This is a genomic window from Candidatus Palauibacter sp., from assembly GCF_965208055.1.
In the GTDB taxonomy this organism is placed as follows: domain Bacteria; phylum Gemmatimonadota; class Gemmatimonadetes; order Palauibacterales; family Palauibacteraceae; genus Palauibacter.
Window position 1 is genome coordinate 1,824,382 of the sequence record NZ_CBDBNY010000004.1, and the last position, 17,520, is coordinate 1,841,901.

8 protein-coding genes are annotated in these 17,520 nt (G+C 70.4%); 2 read left to right on the plus strand and 6 right to left on the minus strand.

Going from position 1 to position 17,520, the window contains the following annotated elements; translation table 11 throughout:
* Positions 1–107: 107 nt before the first annotated feature.
* Together ACOGXI_RS08080 and ACOGXI_RS08085 are read right to left on the minus strand one after the other, a co-directional pair.
* Positions 108–1,535: a sodium:solute symporter gene (locus ACOGXI_RS08080; protein WP_419938356.1), complete on the minus strand. Its 1,428-nt coding sequence runs from the start codon at positions 1,533–1,535 to the stop codon at positions 108–110.
* Positions 1,532–4,975, minus strand: a complete 3,444-nt coding sequence (locus tag ACOGXI_RS08085; RefSeq protein ID WP_419938357.1) for a glycoside hydrolase family 3 N-terminal domain-containing protein — start codon at positions 4,973–4,975, stop codon at positions 1,532–1,534. The genes ACOGXI_RS08080 and ACOGXI_RS08085 overlap by 4 nt, the downstream gene beginning before the upstream one ends.
* 79 nt (positions 4,976–5,054) lie before the next feature.
* Here ACOGXI_RS08085 and ACOGXI_RS08090 point away from each other — a divergent pair, with 79 nt between their 5' ends.
* Positions 5,055–6,479 (plus strand): exo-beta-N-acetylmuramidase NamZ domain-containing protein, encoded by a 1,425-nt coding sequence (locus ACOGXI_RS08090; RefSeq protein WP_419938358.1) that lies wholly within the window; start codon positions 5,055–5,057, stop codon positions 6,477–6,479.
* A 289-nt stretch (positions 6,480–6,768) separates the two neighbouring features.
* Positions 6,769–8,301 carry a DUF222 domain-containing protein gene (locus ACOGXI_RS08095; protein WP_419938359.1) on the plus strand — a complete coding sequence of 511 codons (1,533 nt, stop codon included), beginning with the start codon at positions 6,769–6,771 and terminating at the stop codon, positions 8,299–8,301.
* A 57-nt stretch (positions 8,302–8,358) separates the two neighbouring features.
* Here the strand turns inward: ACOGXI_RS08095 and ACOGXI_RS08100 are convergent, their stop codons facing one another.
* From ACOGXI_RS08100 to ACOGXI_RS08115, 4 genes are all read right to left on the minus strand, one after another.
* Complete coding sequence (locus ACOGXI_RS08100) at positions 8,359–9,285, minus strand: diacylglycerol/lipid kinase family protein (protein ID WP_419938360.1); 927 nt, start codon at positions 9,283–9,285, stop codon at positions 8,359–8,361.
* Positions 9,286–9,304: 19 nt separating this feature from the next.
* Positions 9,305–14,275, minus strand: a complete 4,971-nt coding sequence (locus ACOGXI_RS08105; RefSeq protein WP_419938361.1) for a translocation/assembly module TamB domain-containing protein — start codon at positions 14,273–14,275, stop codon at positions 9,305–9,307.
* A gap of 101 nt (positions 14,276–14,376) precedes the next feature.
* The gene (locus ACOGXI_RS08110; RefSeq protein ID WP_419938362.1) at positions 14,377–16,593 is read right to left on the minus strand and encodes a BamA/TamA family outer membrane protein; all 2,217 of its coding nucleotides are present in this window, start codon (positions 16,591–16,593) and stop codon (positions 14,377–14,379) included.
* Complete coding sequence (locus ACOGXI_RS08115; RefSeq protein ID WP_419938363.1) at positions 16,590–17,423, minus strand: prolipoprotein diacylglyceryl transferase; 834 nt, start codon at positions 17,421–17,423, stop codon at positions 16,590–16,592. The genes ACOGXI_RS08110 and ACOGXI_RS08115 overlap by 4 nt, the downstream gene beginning before the upstream one ends.
* Positions 17,424–17,520: the final 97 nt, after the last annotated feature.

Sequence of the window (17,520 nt, forward strand, 5' to 3'; positions counted from 1 at the left end):
GAACTTGCCACGAGGTTTCCGGGGTGGCTGCAACGCTTGTTCGGCGAATCAGACTGACCTGCCGCCCTGACACAGATACCGCGCTCGCCCCTTGAGCGTGCGGCCGTTCAGGAGCGCTGCGGATCCCGCCCGGCGAGGAGGCCGGCCGCCACGGTGACCGCGGTGCCGATGAGGACGAACCAGGGCCAGGCGACCGCGTCCCGCGCTCCGATCCATATCGCGGTGACGGATCCGATCCCCAGCACGATCCCGAGGCGGACCGAGCGGCTCGTGGCCCGGCGCGAGAAGCGGGCGAGCGCGAACGCCCCCAGCAGTCCGCCGTAGACGAGCGACGCGATCCCGAGCGACACCTCCACGGCGGTGCTCCCCGCGCTGAGGGGGATGAACCCGATCGCCGCCGCCACCAGCAGCACGGTCCACACCGCCGCACCGATCCTCCCCACGCGCAGAATCCGCCGCTCGTCCGCCTCCGGACGGGCCGCCGCCCAGAAGTCGTAGGCGGTCGTGGATGAGAGCGCGTTGATCGAACTGGAGAGGGTAGACATGGCGGCCGCGAACACGCCCGCGATGAGCAGGCCGCGGACGCCGGCCGGGAGCACATCGACGATGAATCCCGCGAAGATCTCGTCGGCGCGCACGAAGGCGGCTCCGTCGTACCAGGCCCAGAGGCCCAGACCAACGAAGAGGAAAAGGGTGAACTGGAAGAGGACGGCGAAGCCGCTGCCGACGAGGGCGCGACGGCTCGCGGCGAGGTCGCGGCAGGCGAGGAGGCGCTGGACGATGAGTTGGTCGGCGCCGTGCGAACCCATGGAGAGGAAGGCGCCGCCGAGCAGGCCGGCCCACAGCGTGTAGGGTCGCCCGAAGTCGAGGGCGGGGTCGATGACGGTGAGCTTCCCGGCCTCCGCGGCGCGAGCGAGGATCTCGGGCCAGCCGCCGGGCACGGCTCCCGCGAGGACGACGAGCGCGATGAGCCCCCCGGCCAGGTAGAGCGCCATCTGCGACGCGTCCACCCAGACGACCGCGCGGATGCCGCCGATGAAGGTGTAGATGAAGGTGACCGCCCCGATCACGAGTACGGAGGTGATGAGCGGCCACCCCGTGACGAGCGTGAGCGGAATCGCCGTCGCGAAGAGCCGCACGGAATCCGCCAGAAGGCGCGTGACCATGAAGATGCCGGAGGTCAGCCGCCGGGTCTCCGTCCCGAAACGGGCTTCCAGCAACTCGTAGGCCGTCCGCAGCCGTCCCTCGCGATACGCCGGCAGCAGCCAGGCGGCGACTGCGATCCGCCCGAGCACGTAGCCCGCCGCGATCTGCACGAAGGCGAGCGACCCGCCGTACGCGATGCCGGGGATCGAGAGAAAGGTGAGCGTGCTGGTCTCCGTCGCCACGACGGAAAGGAGGACGACGACCCACGGCAGGTCGCGTCGTCCCAGAAAATACTCCTCCCCCCCGCGCGCGCCCCTCCCGAGCCATGCCCCCCAGGCCGTGACCCCGCCGAGATAAACGACGAGGATCGCAAGATCGAGAGAATTCAACGGTCGCGCGCCGGCGGCGCCGGTCCGCCCGCGTCACGGGGTCCCTCCGTCCGGTCGCGGGGTCCCTCCGTCCGGTCGCGGGGTCCCTCCGTCCGGTCACGGGGGCGCACCGTCCGGTCGCGGGGGCGCACCGTCCGGTCGCGGATCGAGGTGGCGACGGCGTCGTGCACCGCGCGCCGCAACTCGATGTGCTTGCGGTTGTCCCGGGTCGGGTTCACGCGGTTCGTGAGCAGGACGACGAAGAGATCCAGTTCCGGATCCATCCACATGCTCGTGCCCGTGAAGCCGGTGTGCCCGAACGCCCCTTCACCGAAGTAGTCCCCCGCCGACGAGCGCCCGGAGGGGGTGTCCCAGCCCAGCGCCCGACTCGAGGCGGGAGCGGCCCGCGCGGTGAACTGCGCGACGATCTCGGGCGACGGCGAGTCGAGACGGGCGGCGAACGAACGGGTATACGCCCCGGGCGGGGGGCGCGCGGTGACGGCGAGGTCTCGCCCTTCGCGCGCGGCGGCGAGGATCCAGGCGGCGAACTTCGCGAGGTCCCGGGCCGACGAGAAGAGTCCGGCGTGTCCCGCCACGCCCCCCAGCGCGTGGGCGTTCTCGTCGTGTACTTCCCCGTGCACGTGCCGATGCCGGTAGACGGTGTCCACTTCGGTCGGAGCCGTCCGGCGGTACAGCGACCGGGGCGGATCGAACCAGGTCTCCGTCATCCCCAGCGGACGAAAGACGGATTCATGGAGGTAGTAGTCCAGAGCCTGTCCCGTGATCTCCTCTATCAGGAAACCCAGCGTCATGAACCCTATGTCGGAATAGACCGTCCGTTCCCCGTCATCCCCCGGCTCATAATCGGGTTCGAGGGCGGCGATCGCCTCGCGGTATTCCTCTTCTCCCCGGAGGGTGCGCCAGAAGGGACGGAAGGGCGGCAGACCCCCCTGGTGCGTCAACAGGTGGCGGACGGTGACGTCGCGCTTCCACCCCTGCGACCACTCCGGCAGGTGCTCGCCGATGCGAGTGTCGAGGGAGAGTTCGCCGCGGTCGATGAGTTGCATCACCCCCGTCGTCGTCGCGACGACCTTCGTGAGCGACGCGAGATCGTAAAGACTGGAATCCGCCGCGGCGGTCCCGGGCGCCGACGGAGCCCCGGCCATCGACGGCGCCCCGGCCGTCCAATTCAGGTTGCCGTAGCCGCGCAGCCGGACCACCCGGTCTCCCCGCCCGGCGGCGAGCACCGCGCCGGGCGTCGCGCCGTCCCGGATCGCCGCGTCGATGATCCGGTCCACGCGGGCGAGCGAATCTCCGTCCATCCCCACGTTGACCGGCCACTCCTCCCACGCCCGCCGCATGCGCCCGTCCGCGACCGGAGGACCGGGTTCGCCGATGTGCGCCGGCGCCGGCACCGGCTCCGCTTCCGGGTTTCCGCCGCTGATCAGGCCATCGCCGAGCGCATGACGAGGCGGGAGCGAGATCGGCAGGCGGCCGGAGATCGGCGCGCCGAGAAGGGCGAGCGCGGCGGCTTCCTGCGAGGCGTCCGCCCCGCCCCACGCGATGAGGTACGCCTTGGCCTCCGGCACCGACGTGAGGAGGTAAGGACTCCCGAACGAGACGAGCACGGAGGTTCGGCCGGCGTCGTCGAGGCGGTAGAAGAAGCTCCGCACCTCTTCGGGGAGGTCGGTGGAATCGCGGGCGGCGCCGGGCCGGACGTAGGCGGAGAAGATGACGGCGTCGACGGAGCGGGCGCGCCGGAGAAGCGAATCGTAGACGCCGGGGTGGGTGTCGAACCCGATCCGCGCCCGGCGGACGCGCACGGTTCGGCCGAGTTCGCGGTTGAAGACCCGTCCGGCGGCGAGGTCGTTCGTCCCGGCGAAGGTCACGGACAGCACGGAGCGCACGGAGCGCGACTCGACACGGTCGAGGGGCACGGCATCGGCCTCGTTGCGCACGAGCGTGATGGAGCGCGTGGCAACCCCGCGGGCAAAGGACTCGTGCCACTGGGTGCCGACGAGCCGGGGGATGGCGTCGGGGTCGACCTCCGCGCCTTCGTGCAGACGGGCGCGCGCCTTCAACTCGAGCACGCGCCGGGCGGAGGCTTCGATGCGCTCGGCGGTGAGCCGGCCGGAGCGGACGGCGCCGACGACGGCCGCGATGGCCCTGAGTGGCTCGCGCGGCATGAGCAGGACGTCGCTCCCCGCTTCCAGCGAGCGGATCGCGGCTTCACTGGCCCCGTAACCGTCGGCGATGGCGGCCATGTCGAGCGCGTCGGTGAAGAGGACGCCGTCGAAGCCCAGATCGTCGCGCAGCATGTCCGTCATGAAGTAGGGGGAGAGCGTCGCGGGCGGCGCGCCGGCGCCGAGGATGCCGGGGGCCGCGACGTGGGCCGTCATCACCGCATCGACGCCCTCCGCGATCGCCCGGCGGAAGGGGACGAGTTCGAGGCTGTCGAGGCGGGCGCGGTCGCCGGGAATGATGGGGAGAGCGACGTGCGAGTCGGTGCCGGTGTCTCCATGGCCCGGGAAGTGCTTGGCGGTGGCGAGCAGGCCGGCGTCGTGCGCGCCCCGGATGAACGCCGCGCCCAGCGCCGCCACGCGCTCCGGATCCTCCCCGAAGGAGCGCGTGTTGATGATGGGGTTGGCGGGGTTGTTGTTGACGTCGAGCACGGGGGAAAAGGTGATGTGTACGCCGAGGGCCCGCGCCTCGACGCCGGTGACCCGGCCCGCGGAGTAGGCGAAGTCCTCATCGTCCGCCGCGCCGAGCGCCATCGCTGGAGGGAGGACGGTCGCGCCGGGCATTTCGAGCATGTTCGGCAGCGCGAACACGCCGCTCACGCGGAACCCCGCCCCGGACTCGAAGTCCGCGCCGACGAGCAGGGGAACGTCGGCGGAGGCCTGCAACCGGTTCAGCCGCGCGGCGTAGCCGAGGGGGGTCCCGAGCGAGATCACGATCCCGCCGATCGCGTCGTCGCGCACGAGGGACTCGACGCGCGTGAACTCCTCGTCGTCGCGCGGAGCGTACCCGCCGCTCATCCACACCATCACGAGCTGCGCGACCCGCTCCCGCAGGCTGAGACCGGCGAGCGTCTCCTCGACCCAGGCCCGTGCCTCGGCGGAAAGAGCGGGCTCGACCGGACGGCCGCCAAGGAAAGCCCCGGCGTCCGAGGCGACTGCATCGGAGCCAAGCGCGCCGGAGTCGGCAGCAGCGCTGGGGTCCGCGGTGGCGCCGGCGCCGGGGTCGGCAGCGGCGCCGGCACCGGCGGGACCGGAGGCGGGAGGGGACGCCGCGGGACCGGAAACGGGAGGGGACGCCGCGGAACCGGAGGCGGCGGGATTGGCGGAGGAGACGCAGGCGAACGTACTCGCGGCCAGCAGCGTGGCCAGCCCGAGGGTGGCGACCGACCGTCCCCGCGGAACTGGCCGCCCCCGCCCGCTCCGCTTTCGGGAGCCGCTCAACCGCTCTAATCTCCGCACCATGTCGACCTCCGCCCGCCCCGCGTCTCGCGCTCGCTGCCCCGAACCTACGCGGCGCGAAGTGAATCCGCTCGCCGGTTTCCTCTTCCTTCTTCCCCTTCTTTCCCTTCTCGCGGTCGTCCTCCCGACCGTCGCGTGTGGGGGGTCGGAGGGGGGATCGGGGGCCGGCGAGGCGGAGGGGGGATCGGCAGCCGAGGGACCGGCGGCGGCGGACGCGCCCGCGTCGCTGGTGCGCCCCGGGATCGACGTGCTGCTCGCCGATTCCTCCCATCTCATCGATGGGCGGCGCGTGGGACTGATCACGAACCGGAGCGGCGTGGGGCGCGACGGCACGAGTTCCATCGACCTCCTGCACGGCTACGCGGACGCGGAACTCACGGCTCTCTTCGCCCCCGAACACGGGATCCGGGGCACGGAAGCGGAGGGCGCCGCAATCGACGACGCGACGGACGAAGGGACGGGGCTGCCGATCTACTCGCTGTACGGCGAGACCCGGGCGCCCACGCCGGAAATGCTGGCTTCGATCGACGTGCTCGCGTTCGATATCCAGGACATCGGCTCGCGCTACTACACCTACATCTCGACGATGGCGCTCGCGATGACGGCGGCCGGGCGCGCGGGCATCCCCATGATCGTCCTCGATCGCCCGAATCCCATCGGAGGTCTCACGCAGGGTCCCGTGCTGGATCCTGCCTTCGCGACCTTCGTCGGCCTTTATCCGGTGCCCGTGCGGCACGGACTCACGGCGGGCGAACTGGCGCGCCTGTATCGGGGGGCGTTCGGCGTGGAGGTGGAGTTGCACGTCGTCCCGGCCGCGGGCTGGTCGGCGGACCGCTGGTTCGATGAGACGGCCCTTCCGTGGATCGCGCCATCGCTCAACATGCCTTCGCTGGAGAGCGCCACACACTATCCCGGCACCTGTCTGTTCGAGGGGACCAACCTCTCCGTCGGCCGCGGGACGCCGACCGCGTTTCAGGTGCTGGGCGCCCCGTGGCTGGACGGCGAAGCCTGGGTCGCGGGAATCCGGGCCGTGGCGGACGCGGCGGACGCAGCGGACGCAGCGGACGCGACGGACGCGACGGACGCAGTGGGCGCGACGGTGGCGGCAGGCGAGACGGTGGCGGCAGGCGAGACGGGCGTGGTGCGGCTGCCGGGGGTCGAGATCCGGGCGGTCACGTTCACGCCGGAGTCGCCGAGCGACGGAAGGTTCGCGGGCGAGGAGATCTCCGGGATCCGTCTCACGGTAACGGACCGGTCGACCTACGATCCGGTGCGGACGGCGGTGGCCGCGCTGCTCGCCGCTCGTCGACTCTCCGGCGACGCCTGGGAGTGGAGGGTGCGACACTTCGATCGTCTCGCGGGTTCGGACCGCCTCCGGATCGCCATCGACCGCGGCGCCCCGCTCGATGACATCACTTCGGAATGGGCAGCCGATCTCGCCGCCTTCGAGGCCCTCCGCCGCTCGTACCTGCTCTACTCCCGCTAGACGAACGGGGGCCCGCCCTCCGGCCCTCCGCGCAGTCGGCCAGTCGGAGCCGCGGGGGCGCCAGACGTTCCCGCGGGAACGCGTGACCTGCCTCTCCATCCAGCCGGACGCGGTACTGCGAGTCTTCGATGATACTCCGTTGAGATCTGACCGAATACTAACCGAAGAACGGATGGAGTCGGCGCGCGTCTTCGCTTCCGGCGGTGCGCGTGCCGGCGCCTGGCTCGCGATCACGCGTTGCTCTCGGTCACCGTTTGCTCGCGATCACCCTGGACTTCGGAGATAGGCCATGTTCCACGACACGCCTCGGGGCGGCGACGCCCCTAAAGGTGACGGCCCGGGCGGCAACGGCCGCAGCCCCGCGACTCGGCTGGGCGCCCAGCCTTGCGTCGATCCCCTCGGCGATGAAATCGCCCACCTCTGCGCTCATCTGGACGCCAGTCAGTACCGGCTTCTCACGCTGCTCCAGCGCTTCGACGCGGCGGAGGGCTGGAGCGGGTGGATCTCCTGCGCGCACTGGCTGTCCTGGCGCACGGGCATGACGACCGGCACGGCGCGCGAACGGGTCAGGGTCGCCCGGCGTCTCGCCGTTCTGCCGCTCACTTCCGCCGAAATGGAGAAGGGACGCCTCTCCTGGTCCAAGGTTCGGGCTCTGACCCGGATCGCCGCGGAAGAAAACGAGAAGCGCCTGGTCGAGTTCGCCCTGCACCACACAGCGAGCCAGGTCGAACGTTTCGTCCGCGCGTGGCGTTCGGCCGAGGCGGCCGCGGACGCGTGGGATGACCACTCCGAGATCGCGACCCGCCGCTCTCTGAGCGTACAGGTGTCGGAAGACGGCATGTATCGCGTGCGGGGCTGGCTGACGCCTGAGGTGGGCGCCCTTCTCATGCGGGCGCTGGAGGCGGCGGGGGACGAATTGTACCGAGCGGAACGCGCCGCCGAGCGAGAGGCCGAACGGGCGGAGGGGACGGCCGCCGCCGAGGAACCGGCCGGCGCCGGGGAGGGTGAGCGCGAACAGGGCGCGCCCTGGGAGCCGAAACCTCTGAGACTGCCGCGTACGCCGGGGCAGCGGCACCACGATGCGCTCCAGGCGTGGATCGAGGACCGGACGCAAGCGAAGGTCCAACTCGTCGTCCATACGGTGGCCGGCGCCCCCGACATCGTGAGCACGGAGGAGTCTTCACACGTTCCCGCGGGAACGTCGCGGCGCCTCTCCTGCGATGCCGAGGCGGTACGGGTCACGCGCGGACCGGACGGCTCCGTGCTGGACGTGGGCCGCCGTCGCAGGACAGTGAACTGGCGCCTCCGCAAGGCGCTCGAGGTCCGTGACGGCGGATGCCGCTTTCCGGGCTGCGGATCGCGCTACACGCAGGCGCACCATGCGGTCCCGTGGGCGGATGGGGGAGAAACCGCGCTGCACAATCTCATCCTGCTCTGCCGATTCCATCACCGGATGGTCCACGAGGGCGGCTGGCGCGTGGAGATGCCGCAGCCGGAGACCGACGCGGCAGGCGAGGCAGCCGTGGCCGGGGCGGACGGCACCTCGGGGTCGGCGCACTTCAAGGACCCGGATGGGACTGTGGTTCCGGCTGTCGCACCGCTGTGCGAGGATGTGGCGGCGCCGAGGACGCCCGATGCGGGGCTCGCCGGCTGGCACAGGCAGCCGGGGATCGATCCCTGGACCGGGGCCGGTAAGTGGGAAGGGGACCGGCTGGACATGGACTGGGCGCTCTGGGTCCTCTGGGGTCAGTACGGAGACGCCGGTACGCCCGGCACGCCCGGCACGCCTGACGCACGGGGCGAAGCACCCCGCGCCGCCTGAGCCCTCCACTCACGTTTCCGCGGGAACGCGAACCGACGACGGTCGCCGGTGGACCCCCTACCTGGGGACGATGATCCGGGCGGCCAGCGGTGAGACCTTCGCCTCCATCGGAGTCTCACCTCGGGGGTCGCCGTCGATTTCTATGGCGACGGGCGGATCGGCCTCGATCCGCACGCTGCGGGCCTGAAAGAAGATGATCTTGTCGTCTCCCGAATACCGGTTTCGCGTGACGCGCCAGATGATGCGGGCGACCTCGGGGAGGTTGCTGGGGGCGTAGATGCACACGTCGATCAAGCCGTCCTGGAACGAGGCCCCGGGCGCCATCCGGAACTCCACGGGAAGGGGGCCGGCCCCGAGCTGGCCCGCGTTCGCGACGAGCACCATCGACGCCTTCACCTGCACTTCCTGATCGTCGGCGGTGATGCGGAAGTCGGCGCCGGGACGGTTGATGACGTTCTTGAGTCCGCTGTAGATGTAGGCCCCGAAGCCGAGGCGGCTCTTGAGTTCGGCGGTGGCACCGGCCATGACCTGCGCGTCGAAGCCGGCGCCGGCCATGAGCGCGAACGTCTCTCCGTTCGCCTCCGCGAGGTCGATTCTGGTCACTCTTCCCTCCACCGCGATCCGCACACTGTCCTCCAGTGACGTGGGAATGTCGAAGTTGAGGGCGAGCTGGTTGGCGGTTCCGAAGGGGACGATCGCGACGGGCACCGACGTTCCGGCGACGCCGCGGAGGGCCACGCTCACGGTGCCGTCGCCCCCCGCGGCGACGATGGCCCGGTACCCTCGCTCCGCAGCCTCGCGGGTGACGGCCAGACCTTCCTCTGAATCCGCAGCCTCGATGATATCGAAGGGGACGCCCCTCGCGGCGAAGGCGCCTCCCAGCCGCCGGCGCAGCGTCTCGGGCTCTGCGGTTCCGCCGCCGGCGCCGGGGTTGAGGAGCACGAGGAATCGCTCCGAATCGGGATAGAGGTGCGCGCTGGACATGGAAGGAAGTTACGGGTCCCTAGCGAGAACCGCTGCCGGAGCCGGAACTGTCGTCGGAGTCGGAACTGTCGTCGGAACCGCTGCCGAACACCCACTCACGGAAGAGGAAGAGACTGTAGGTGCGGTCGTTGGCGACGTTTGTGCCCACGCTGAGGCCGAACAGCCTCTCGTCGAATCGGCTCGCGGTGCCAGCTTCGACGGACCAGCCGGGGAGGAACGCCCACTCCAGCGCCGCCCTCGGAGGTCCGCCGCCCAGCGGCTGCCAATAGGAGAGGAAGAGGGCGTTGCTCGCATACCACCCGACTTCGAGCGCCGTACGCTCGAACAGGCTGCGGTTCGCGGCGATGCCTCCCGCGCCGCGCCCGGAAGCGATGGAGGTCAGGTTGAAGTAGGAGATGCCGGTCGCTCCCCCGAGAGCCGATGTGAGCCCGGAACTCAGCGGACCGAAGAGGAACTGCTGCCCGATCCTTTGGGCCAGCTGTTGGTCGGCGGAGCGGTAGCATGGCGTCCCCACGGCGAGCAGGCAGAGCTGGTCGGTCTCGCTCATGGGCGGATTACTCGTGAGGAGGAGCTGCGGCTCGGTTGGGGTACCGGTGATCCGAGCCTCGACGGACACAGGCCCGTCGACCGTCCGGTCCCGATATTCGGCGGTGATGTCGAGGAGGGGGTTGAAGCCGGCGTCGCCCACGAACTGAATGCTCCCCTCGGTGATCCGGAGGGGCCGGACGTAGGGCGGCACGCGGTCGAAGAAGTATGTGCCCCCCGGTATCTCGGCGCTTCCGCTGATGTAGAGCGTATCGAGGCGGCGGTCCACATGGACGGCAAGCCCCTCCGCCACCACCTCGGCGTCGAGCCGAGCCGACCGCAATGAGAGGTCGGAGCCGAGATCGACGTTGGCGTTCAGGACGAGGTTGTCGAGGAACGGGTTCTGGAACTGCGCCAGAACACTCTCGGTCGAGGCGTCGAGGAGCTCGAAGACTTCCAACTCGCCGGGATTGAAGACCTCGAGTCCGCGGAGGAACTCATCCTGCTCCAGAAAGCCGTCGGAGAGGACGACATCGCCGCTCACCCAGGGCCTCGCGTAGGCGCTGTCGAGCCGCGCCCGGCCGGTCACGGCGAACTCCATGTCGTTGCGCACGATGCCGTGGAATTCGTTGGCATCGAAGTTCAGAGCGAAGATCGGGTTGGTGATCCGGGCGATGTCCACTGTACCGCGCGCCAGCAGCGAACCGCCCAGGTCCGACCCCACGTAGGCCGAATCGACGAAGGCGAGCGAGGAACCGCGGAAGGCGATGCGGGCCCCGACATCGGTGAGCCAGACGCCGAGGTCCGGAACCCAACCCCGTCCGTTCACGATGCGCAGGCCGCCGTCGTAGCGGAGGGCGCCGGGGGCGCCGCGAATCGAGAGGTCGGTCTCGGCAGTGCCGGTGACCTCCTCGAAGCTCGCCAGCACGAGTTCGACGAGCGCCAGCGGGAGACGGCCTCCGGTCAGGTCAAGGTCGAACGGGTCGTCGAGGAGGCGGCGTTCCACCGGAAGGATCGCGAGATCTGTGGCCACGGCGCCGCCGAGTCGCGCCAGGAGGGCGCCGCCATCGACGAGGTCGATCTCTCCCCCGAGTTCGCGAGCGGCGTAGCGGACCCGCGCGTTCAGCGCGTCGTAGGCCTGATGTTGAAGGGACGGATCGAGGATCTCGAATTCCGCCGTCACAAGGGGTTCGGCCAGCGTGCCCGTCGCCGTCACGGTGCCACCGAAGGTGCCTCCGAGGACCGGTTGCTCCGAGAGCAGGTAGCCGAATTGGTCGACGCGCACGCCGAAGATCTCCACTCCGAGCGATCCCTCACCTGCGGCGGGGATGCGGCCGTCGGCGCGTAGCCGACCGAGTTGACCGTTCAGATGGAGGCCCTCGACGAGGAGCGCCGAGTCGGAGTAGACCAGTCTCGCGGGCGTCACGAGGGTGGACTCGAGTTTGCCGAGACGGAGCCGGAGATCGGTCAGGCCCGCGCTCCAGAGGTCGCCCCCGACCACGACGCCCCGGCCCGAGACCTCGAGGCTGGAGTCGCGCTGCGCGTAGAATTCGGCGTCCAGCGCGTCGGCGCCGGGCTCGCCGGCGCCCGAGCGGGCGAGCCGCACCGAAAGCGAATCCACCCGCCGTCCATCCAACTCGACATCCGTAGCCGTGAACCGAGACCGGAGATCGCCGATCCGCGGCGGGTCGAACAGTTCGACGCGGGCGGAAAAATCTCCGGCGCGGTAGCTCCGAAAACGCGCGCCCGAGGCCTCGATGGTGGCGTCGAGCGTGAAGTCTCCCCAGCGGCCGGTGGCGGTCCCCCGCGTTTCCAGTCGACCCTCCAGTCCCTCCGTCGGTCTCTGGGTTCGCCGGGCCCGGCCCAGCAACTCCTCGATGCTCTCGAACAGCGCTTCGCCGGCCTCGGCCGCCGCGCCGCCCGGAATCTCATCCACAACCCAGCGGTCCCAGTCGGAGAGATCCGGAGCCTCCGCCTCGAAGGCGATCTGCCCGCTCCGGCCCTCCGCGAGCCCGAAGTCGCCCAGCACCGAGAGCGTCCCCACGTCTGAAGCGAGGAACGCGCTGTCGATCGTCGCCACGCCATCGGCCACCCGCAGCCGCACGCGACTGTCGAAGATCTCGGCCTGATCCACCTGGGAGGGGAGGACTTCGAGGTCGAACGCCGCCTCGAGCGTCGCGGGATCGATCCCTGCTCCCCGCACCCGCCCGCGGACGGCGAGCCGCGACGCCGGGGCGCCTTCGACCCACTGGTCCAGCGAGAGATCCGTTCCCTCGATCTCCGTGTCGTAACGCAGCGCTTCCGAGGCGAGATCGAAGTCCCCGTTCAGGGTGAGTCGGCCGCGTTCCGATTCGAGTTCCGCGTCGAGGGCCAGCGCCTCGAGACTCCCGCGCGCCCGGACGGGGCCGGTCACCGCGCCCGCCAGTTCGACCCCCGAGGCCCACGGACGCAACAGCGTGAGAGCCAGCGGGTTCACGTCGATCGCCGCATCGACCCGCGACTGGGCGAGGTTGAGGAACCCGGAACCCGAGAAGCGCGAAAGATCGCCGGCCGGCGTCAGGTGCTCGACGTCGCCCTCGAAGGTGACGCCGCTGTCCTGTTCGCGATCGAGCGTGAGCGTCCCGTCGAAACGCCCGTCGATCCCCAGGTCCATGTCGATGAGACGGGTCCAGCGAGATTCGAAGGCGTCGACTTCCACGCCGAGGCGGCGGAGGCTCAGGAACTCCTCGCCGATGCCGACGCCACCCCGCGCCAGCAGGCGGGACGGCGGGATTCCCGGCTCGGGATCGTGCAGGGTGAGATCGGCGACGATCAGGAGGTCATCGACATAGCCCGAGCCGCGCAGCGTGCCGCGCATCGTCCCCGGCACCGTCTCCGCCAGCGTCGCGGGCTCCGCCACGGACGACGGGTCGGACTCCGCGTCGGACTCCGCGTCGGGAGCGGCGGCATTGCCGGGCGCGGAGAGTGAGTCGCGTCCGAGGAGTGGGCCGAGGTGCGCGAGCTCGAAGGGCGCCAGCGTGACATCGATTCGACGGAATCTGGGGCGTGGCTCGAGGGCGAGAGCGAACCCTCCGGTCATGCGGGTGTCGCCCGTTCGGAAGTCTCCGTTCGTGACGTCCACGACCGTGTTCCCGTCGCGGCCGCTGAGGTCGATGGACATGGGGCCGCCACCGGTCTCGGGCAGGTCGATGGGCAGCCAGCGGAGGTCCCGCACGTCGAGCGGATCGCCTTCCAGCGCAAACTCGAAGTCGAGACCGTTCGCGGCCATCCACCCTTCCCCGCCGATCACCGACTGGTCCGTCTCCAGCCTCTCCAGATCTACGCGCGCCGTGTCTCCAAGCGTCAGGTTCATGCGCAGGATCGAGACTTCCAGGGGCTGGTTTACGGCGAGCAGCGTGGCGGCCGCATCCTCGACCTCGATCATGAACGGGGCTTCGGGATCCGTCACCCGCGTGACCGGGAACCGGCCGCGGAGGTTCGTCAGTTCGAACACGCGCTCGAATTCGCCGTCCGGTGTCTCTTGCAGGGCCCACGGCGACTCCCCCGCGCGCGCCTCGCGCAACGCTTCCGTCCTGGCGGCTCCCGCCAGCGTTTCCGTCCACGGCGTGCGGATCTGGATGCGGCCGGAGGCGACCGTCGCGTCACGCAGGAGGATGCCGAGCGCGGCCTGCGGCGCCCCGGTCGGCGTCGGCCCCGCGTCCACCGTCTGGTCCGGCCCCTGGTCCGGCTGGTCCGGGCCCCCGTCCGGGTCCTGGTCCAAGCCCTGGTCCAAGCCCTGGTCCAAGCCATGATCCAAGCCCTGGTCGGGGGAGAGGGAGAAGGCCGCCGCGAGGAGCGAACCCGCCGGGAGGAGGGAGGCCGCCGGGAGGAGGGAGGCCGCCGCCATGGTCGCCGACTCGGCGGCAACCGCCGAGGGCTCGGCTGAAGGCTCCGACTGTGCCGACGGGTCGGGCTGTGGCAGCTCGGGGAGCGGTTCGAAGATGCGTTCGTAGTTCCAGCGGCCATCCGGGTACTGCCGGAGACGGAGGTCCAGCCCGCGGGCGTGGAGCCGGCCCACGTCGAGTTGCTGCCGCAGGAGCGCCACGGGGTCGAATTCGATCGTGACGGTGTCCAGCGCCAGGAGCAGTCCGCCGTCCTCGTCGACGATCTCGAAGCGGGAGACGGTGAGTTCGCTGAGGAGATTGCCGGAGATGGCGTGGCCGATGCGTACCTCCCCGTTCACGCTGCGGGCGAGGGCGTTCTCGAGCAGGGAGAGCGCGGCGTCCCGACCCCTGGCGGTCTGCGTCATCACGATGAAGACGCCGAGCACCAGCAAACCCGCGAGCACGGTCAGCGGCAGGGCGATCCGTCGCCGGCGCGGGGGCGGCGCGAGCTCCGACCCGCCGGACTCGAGCGTGGACTCCGACCCGCCGGACTCGAGCGCCGGTTCGCCGGACTCGAGCGCCGGTTCGTCGGACCCTGGCACGGACCCAGCGGACCCAGCGGACCCAGCGGACCCAGCGGACCCAGCGGACCCGGACGGGGAATCCGGCGGGGGGGTCGACCCGGGGGGGCGTTCGCGGGGACTCAGAACGCTTCTCCGATGGACACGTGGATCTGCACGCGGCGCCAGAGTTCGAGCAGGGGGTGCGGATCGTCGAACCGGTACGGATCGAACAAGACGGGCTGCGGCATCTGGACCAAGGTTCCGTCCTCCATCGATACAATTGCCGGTAACTCGGTCGCGAATGTCGTATTGTACCCGATATCGAGCCGGATGGAACCGACCGGGCTCGCGTACCGGAGTCCCAGGCCGGGCGTCCACTGGAGTTTCCGAAGCTCCGTGAGCCTCTGCGAGACGCTTCCCGCGTCCCCAAAAAAGACGAGACTCCACCGCTCGCTGAGGTATCGGCGCAGTTCGAAACTCAGTTCCAGTTGAGCGTCACCGCCGCGGGGCCGCTCGTCGAAGGCGCCGGGGTTCTGCGTCGCGAGCCGCTCGACGCACGCCGCGAAGTCTCCGGCCGGGCAGTCCTCCACCTGGTCGGCCACGAGCACGCGGGGTCCGAGCAGGTTCTGCCCCACGCCGCGCACGCTCTGCGAGCCACCGACGAAGAAGCGTCGCGATGGATGGATGAGCCGGTCGGTCCGGGGGGCGCCGGGCGTGAAAATGCGCGTGCCGGGGAAGCGGACCATCCCGGTGCGCGCGCGCGCGGCGAACACGAGACCGGGTTCCAGTTCCCGGAAGAGGGCGGCTTGCGCCACGATCCGCGCGTACCGGTAATGCGATCCCGTCATCTCGTGGGCGACCTCCCCCTCCGCCGTCAGGTAGTAGCCGCGGGTGGGGCGGAGCGCGTCGTCCGTGTCATTGTAGATCCCGGCGAGGGTGAGGGGCGCCAGCCAGCGCGATCTCGTCACGGTGACGATGTCCTCGGGCTCGCAGAAACCGAAGTTGATGCAGAAGAAGATGTCCGCGGACTGCTCGCCGAAGCCGGTGAAGCCCGGTGAGTAGGAGAGGGTGGCGGAGGCCCTGTGCCCGAGCCGGCGCGTGAGGCCGATTTCGGCGCCGTAGCCCTCCTGGATGAAGACATCGGGGATCGTCTCCCGCTCGAGGAAGATCCGCGCGCTGAAGCTGTTCTCGGACGAAAAGGCGACCGGGAGGAGCAGTTCCGCCTGGAGCAGGTAGTTCAGCGTCCGAAAGGCGTCGTCGGTGCCCACCTGGGAGCAGGGGAAGGATCCGTCCAGTTCGTCCGCGAAGATGTTCCCGAGCTGGCCGGTGATCTCCAGCCGCCGGGCCGCGCCGAAGAGGTTGCGGTGCGTGAGCCGCGTCTCGGTCCGGAGACACTGGTCGGTACTCCATCCGACGCCGAACCGGGCGGCCCGCGGCGAGGCCGGCGTGACCTGGACGACGAGATCCAGGGTCGAATCGGCGGTGGCGGCCCCGGGCGGCGGCGGTTCCCGGCGGATCGAGGCGAAGCGGATGGCGTCGAGGCCGAAGAGGTTCCGCTGCCCTTCCAGCTCGGCCTCCTGGTTGTAGTAGTCGCCCGCACTGAGGGGGAGGAGGTCTCGGATCACTTCCTCGCCGATCGCCTCGCCGCCCTCGATCCGGATCTCGCGCAGGCGATAGCGGGCGCCGGGGTGGACATCGAGCGCCACCTGCGCGGTCCCGTCCCTCCCGCGATGGAAGTCTTCCAGAGCCATGGCGTAGACGTAACCCTGACGGCGTAGCGAACCGATGAGGCTGTCCACGCCGGCCTGGAGCCGCTGGCCATCGAAGGGATCGCCGACGCCGAGACCCACGAGGGCCGCAGCCTCCTCCGCGCCGAGGGCTTCGGGCAGCCCCTCGATGGAGAACTCGTCGATGAGGGTGGCCGGACCTTCCTCGATGAGAAACGAGACGCTGGCATTGACGCCGTTCGTGCGGATGATGTGGTGGACGTCCGCCTCGAAGTGGCCGCGGTAGTTGTAGTACAGGCGCAGCCGGTCGGCGTCGACCGCGACCTCGAGCGTGTCGAGATAGGCGCGGCGGTGCGCGAAGCCCCAGTTCGTCGCCAGACAGAAGGGGGACAGCAGGAGGCTCGCGCACTCGGTGCCGCGGGTGCGGATGACCGCGCGCAACTGCCCGTCCGAGAGCGTCGCGTTGCCGCGGAAGTTGAGGGAAGTCACCTCGGCGCGGCGCGGTCCCGCCTCGCCCGCTGCCTGCCCGAGGAGCGGGGACGGCCCGAAATACGAAGACGGCCCGGCGAACGAAGGCGGTCCGGCGAGGGTGACGGCCAGCGCCAGCCCGGCCAGAGCCACGCGTTTCACACCGCCGCCTCGCCGGCCCGGCGGCGCAGCCTGAGGACGAGCGCGATGCCCGCCGCGAACATCAGGACCGAGATCACCTGAGCGAGCGTGAAGTCTCCGAAGAAGCGGTCGTCCTTGGCGCGGAAGAACTCGACGACGAAGCGCTCGGCCGCGGCCATCGCGAGCCACATGCCGAACAGCCACCCCTGGACGTGCGGGTGCCGCCGCAGCCGCCACAGGAGAAAGAAGATGACGAGCGAGAGTCCGGTCTCGTAGAGCTGCGTCGGGTGAACGGAGAGGACCTCGGTGTCCGGGATCGCGGGGTCCACGTCCGCCCCGAAACGCCGCAGGTTGCCGGCGGTCGAGGGCGGAATGCCGTTGGGGAAGGCGATGCCGGCGAACGATTCCGTCGGGCGCCCGTAGTCGTCGCCGACGAGGAAACAGCCGATGCGGCCGATTCCGTAGGCGAGCGGGAGCGCGGGCGCGATCGCGTCCACTCCGAGACCGGGGGAGACGGGGCGCCGGTACAGTACCCACATGACGCCGAGGAACCCGCCGATGAACCCGCCGTACCAGACGAGCCCGCTGCGCGAGAAGATCATCCCCAGCGGATCGACCACGGTCAGGTCCCAGTAGAGGAGCACGTAGTAGATCTTCGCCCCGGCGATGCCGCCGATCAGCGCCCCCAGCAGCATGTCCGCCGCGAGGTCGCGCCCGGCGCCGAGGCGCGCGGTTTCCTTGCGCAGGAGCAGGTACCCGCCCAGAAAGGCGAGCGCCATCATGAGCCCGAAGGAGGTGAGCGTGAACTCGCCGAGTACCGGCAGCGTCAGTGTGAAGAGTTCGGGATACACGTCTGGTACGCTCCTCGTTGGCTCTGTGCTGCTCGTTGGCTGCTGTGCTGCTCGTTGGCTCTGTGCTGCTCGTTGGCTGTCCCGGCTTGCGCGCCGG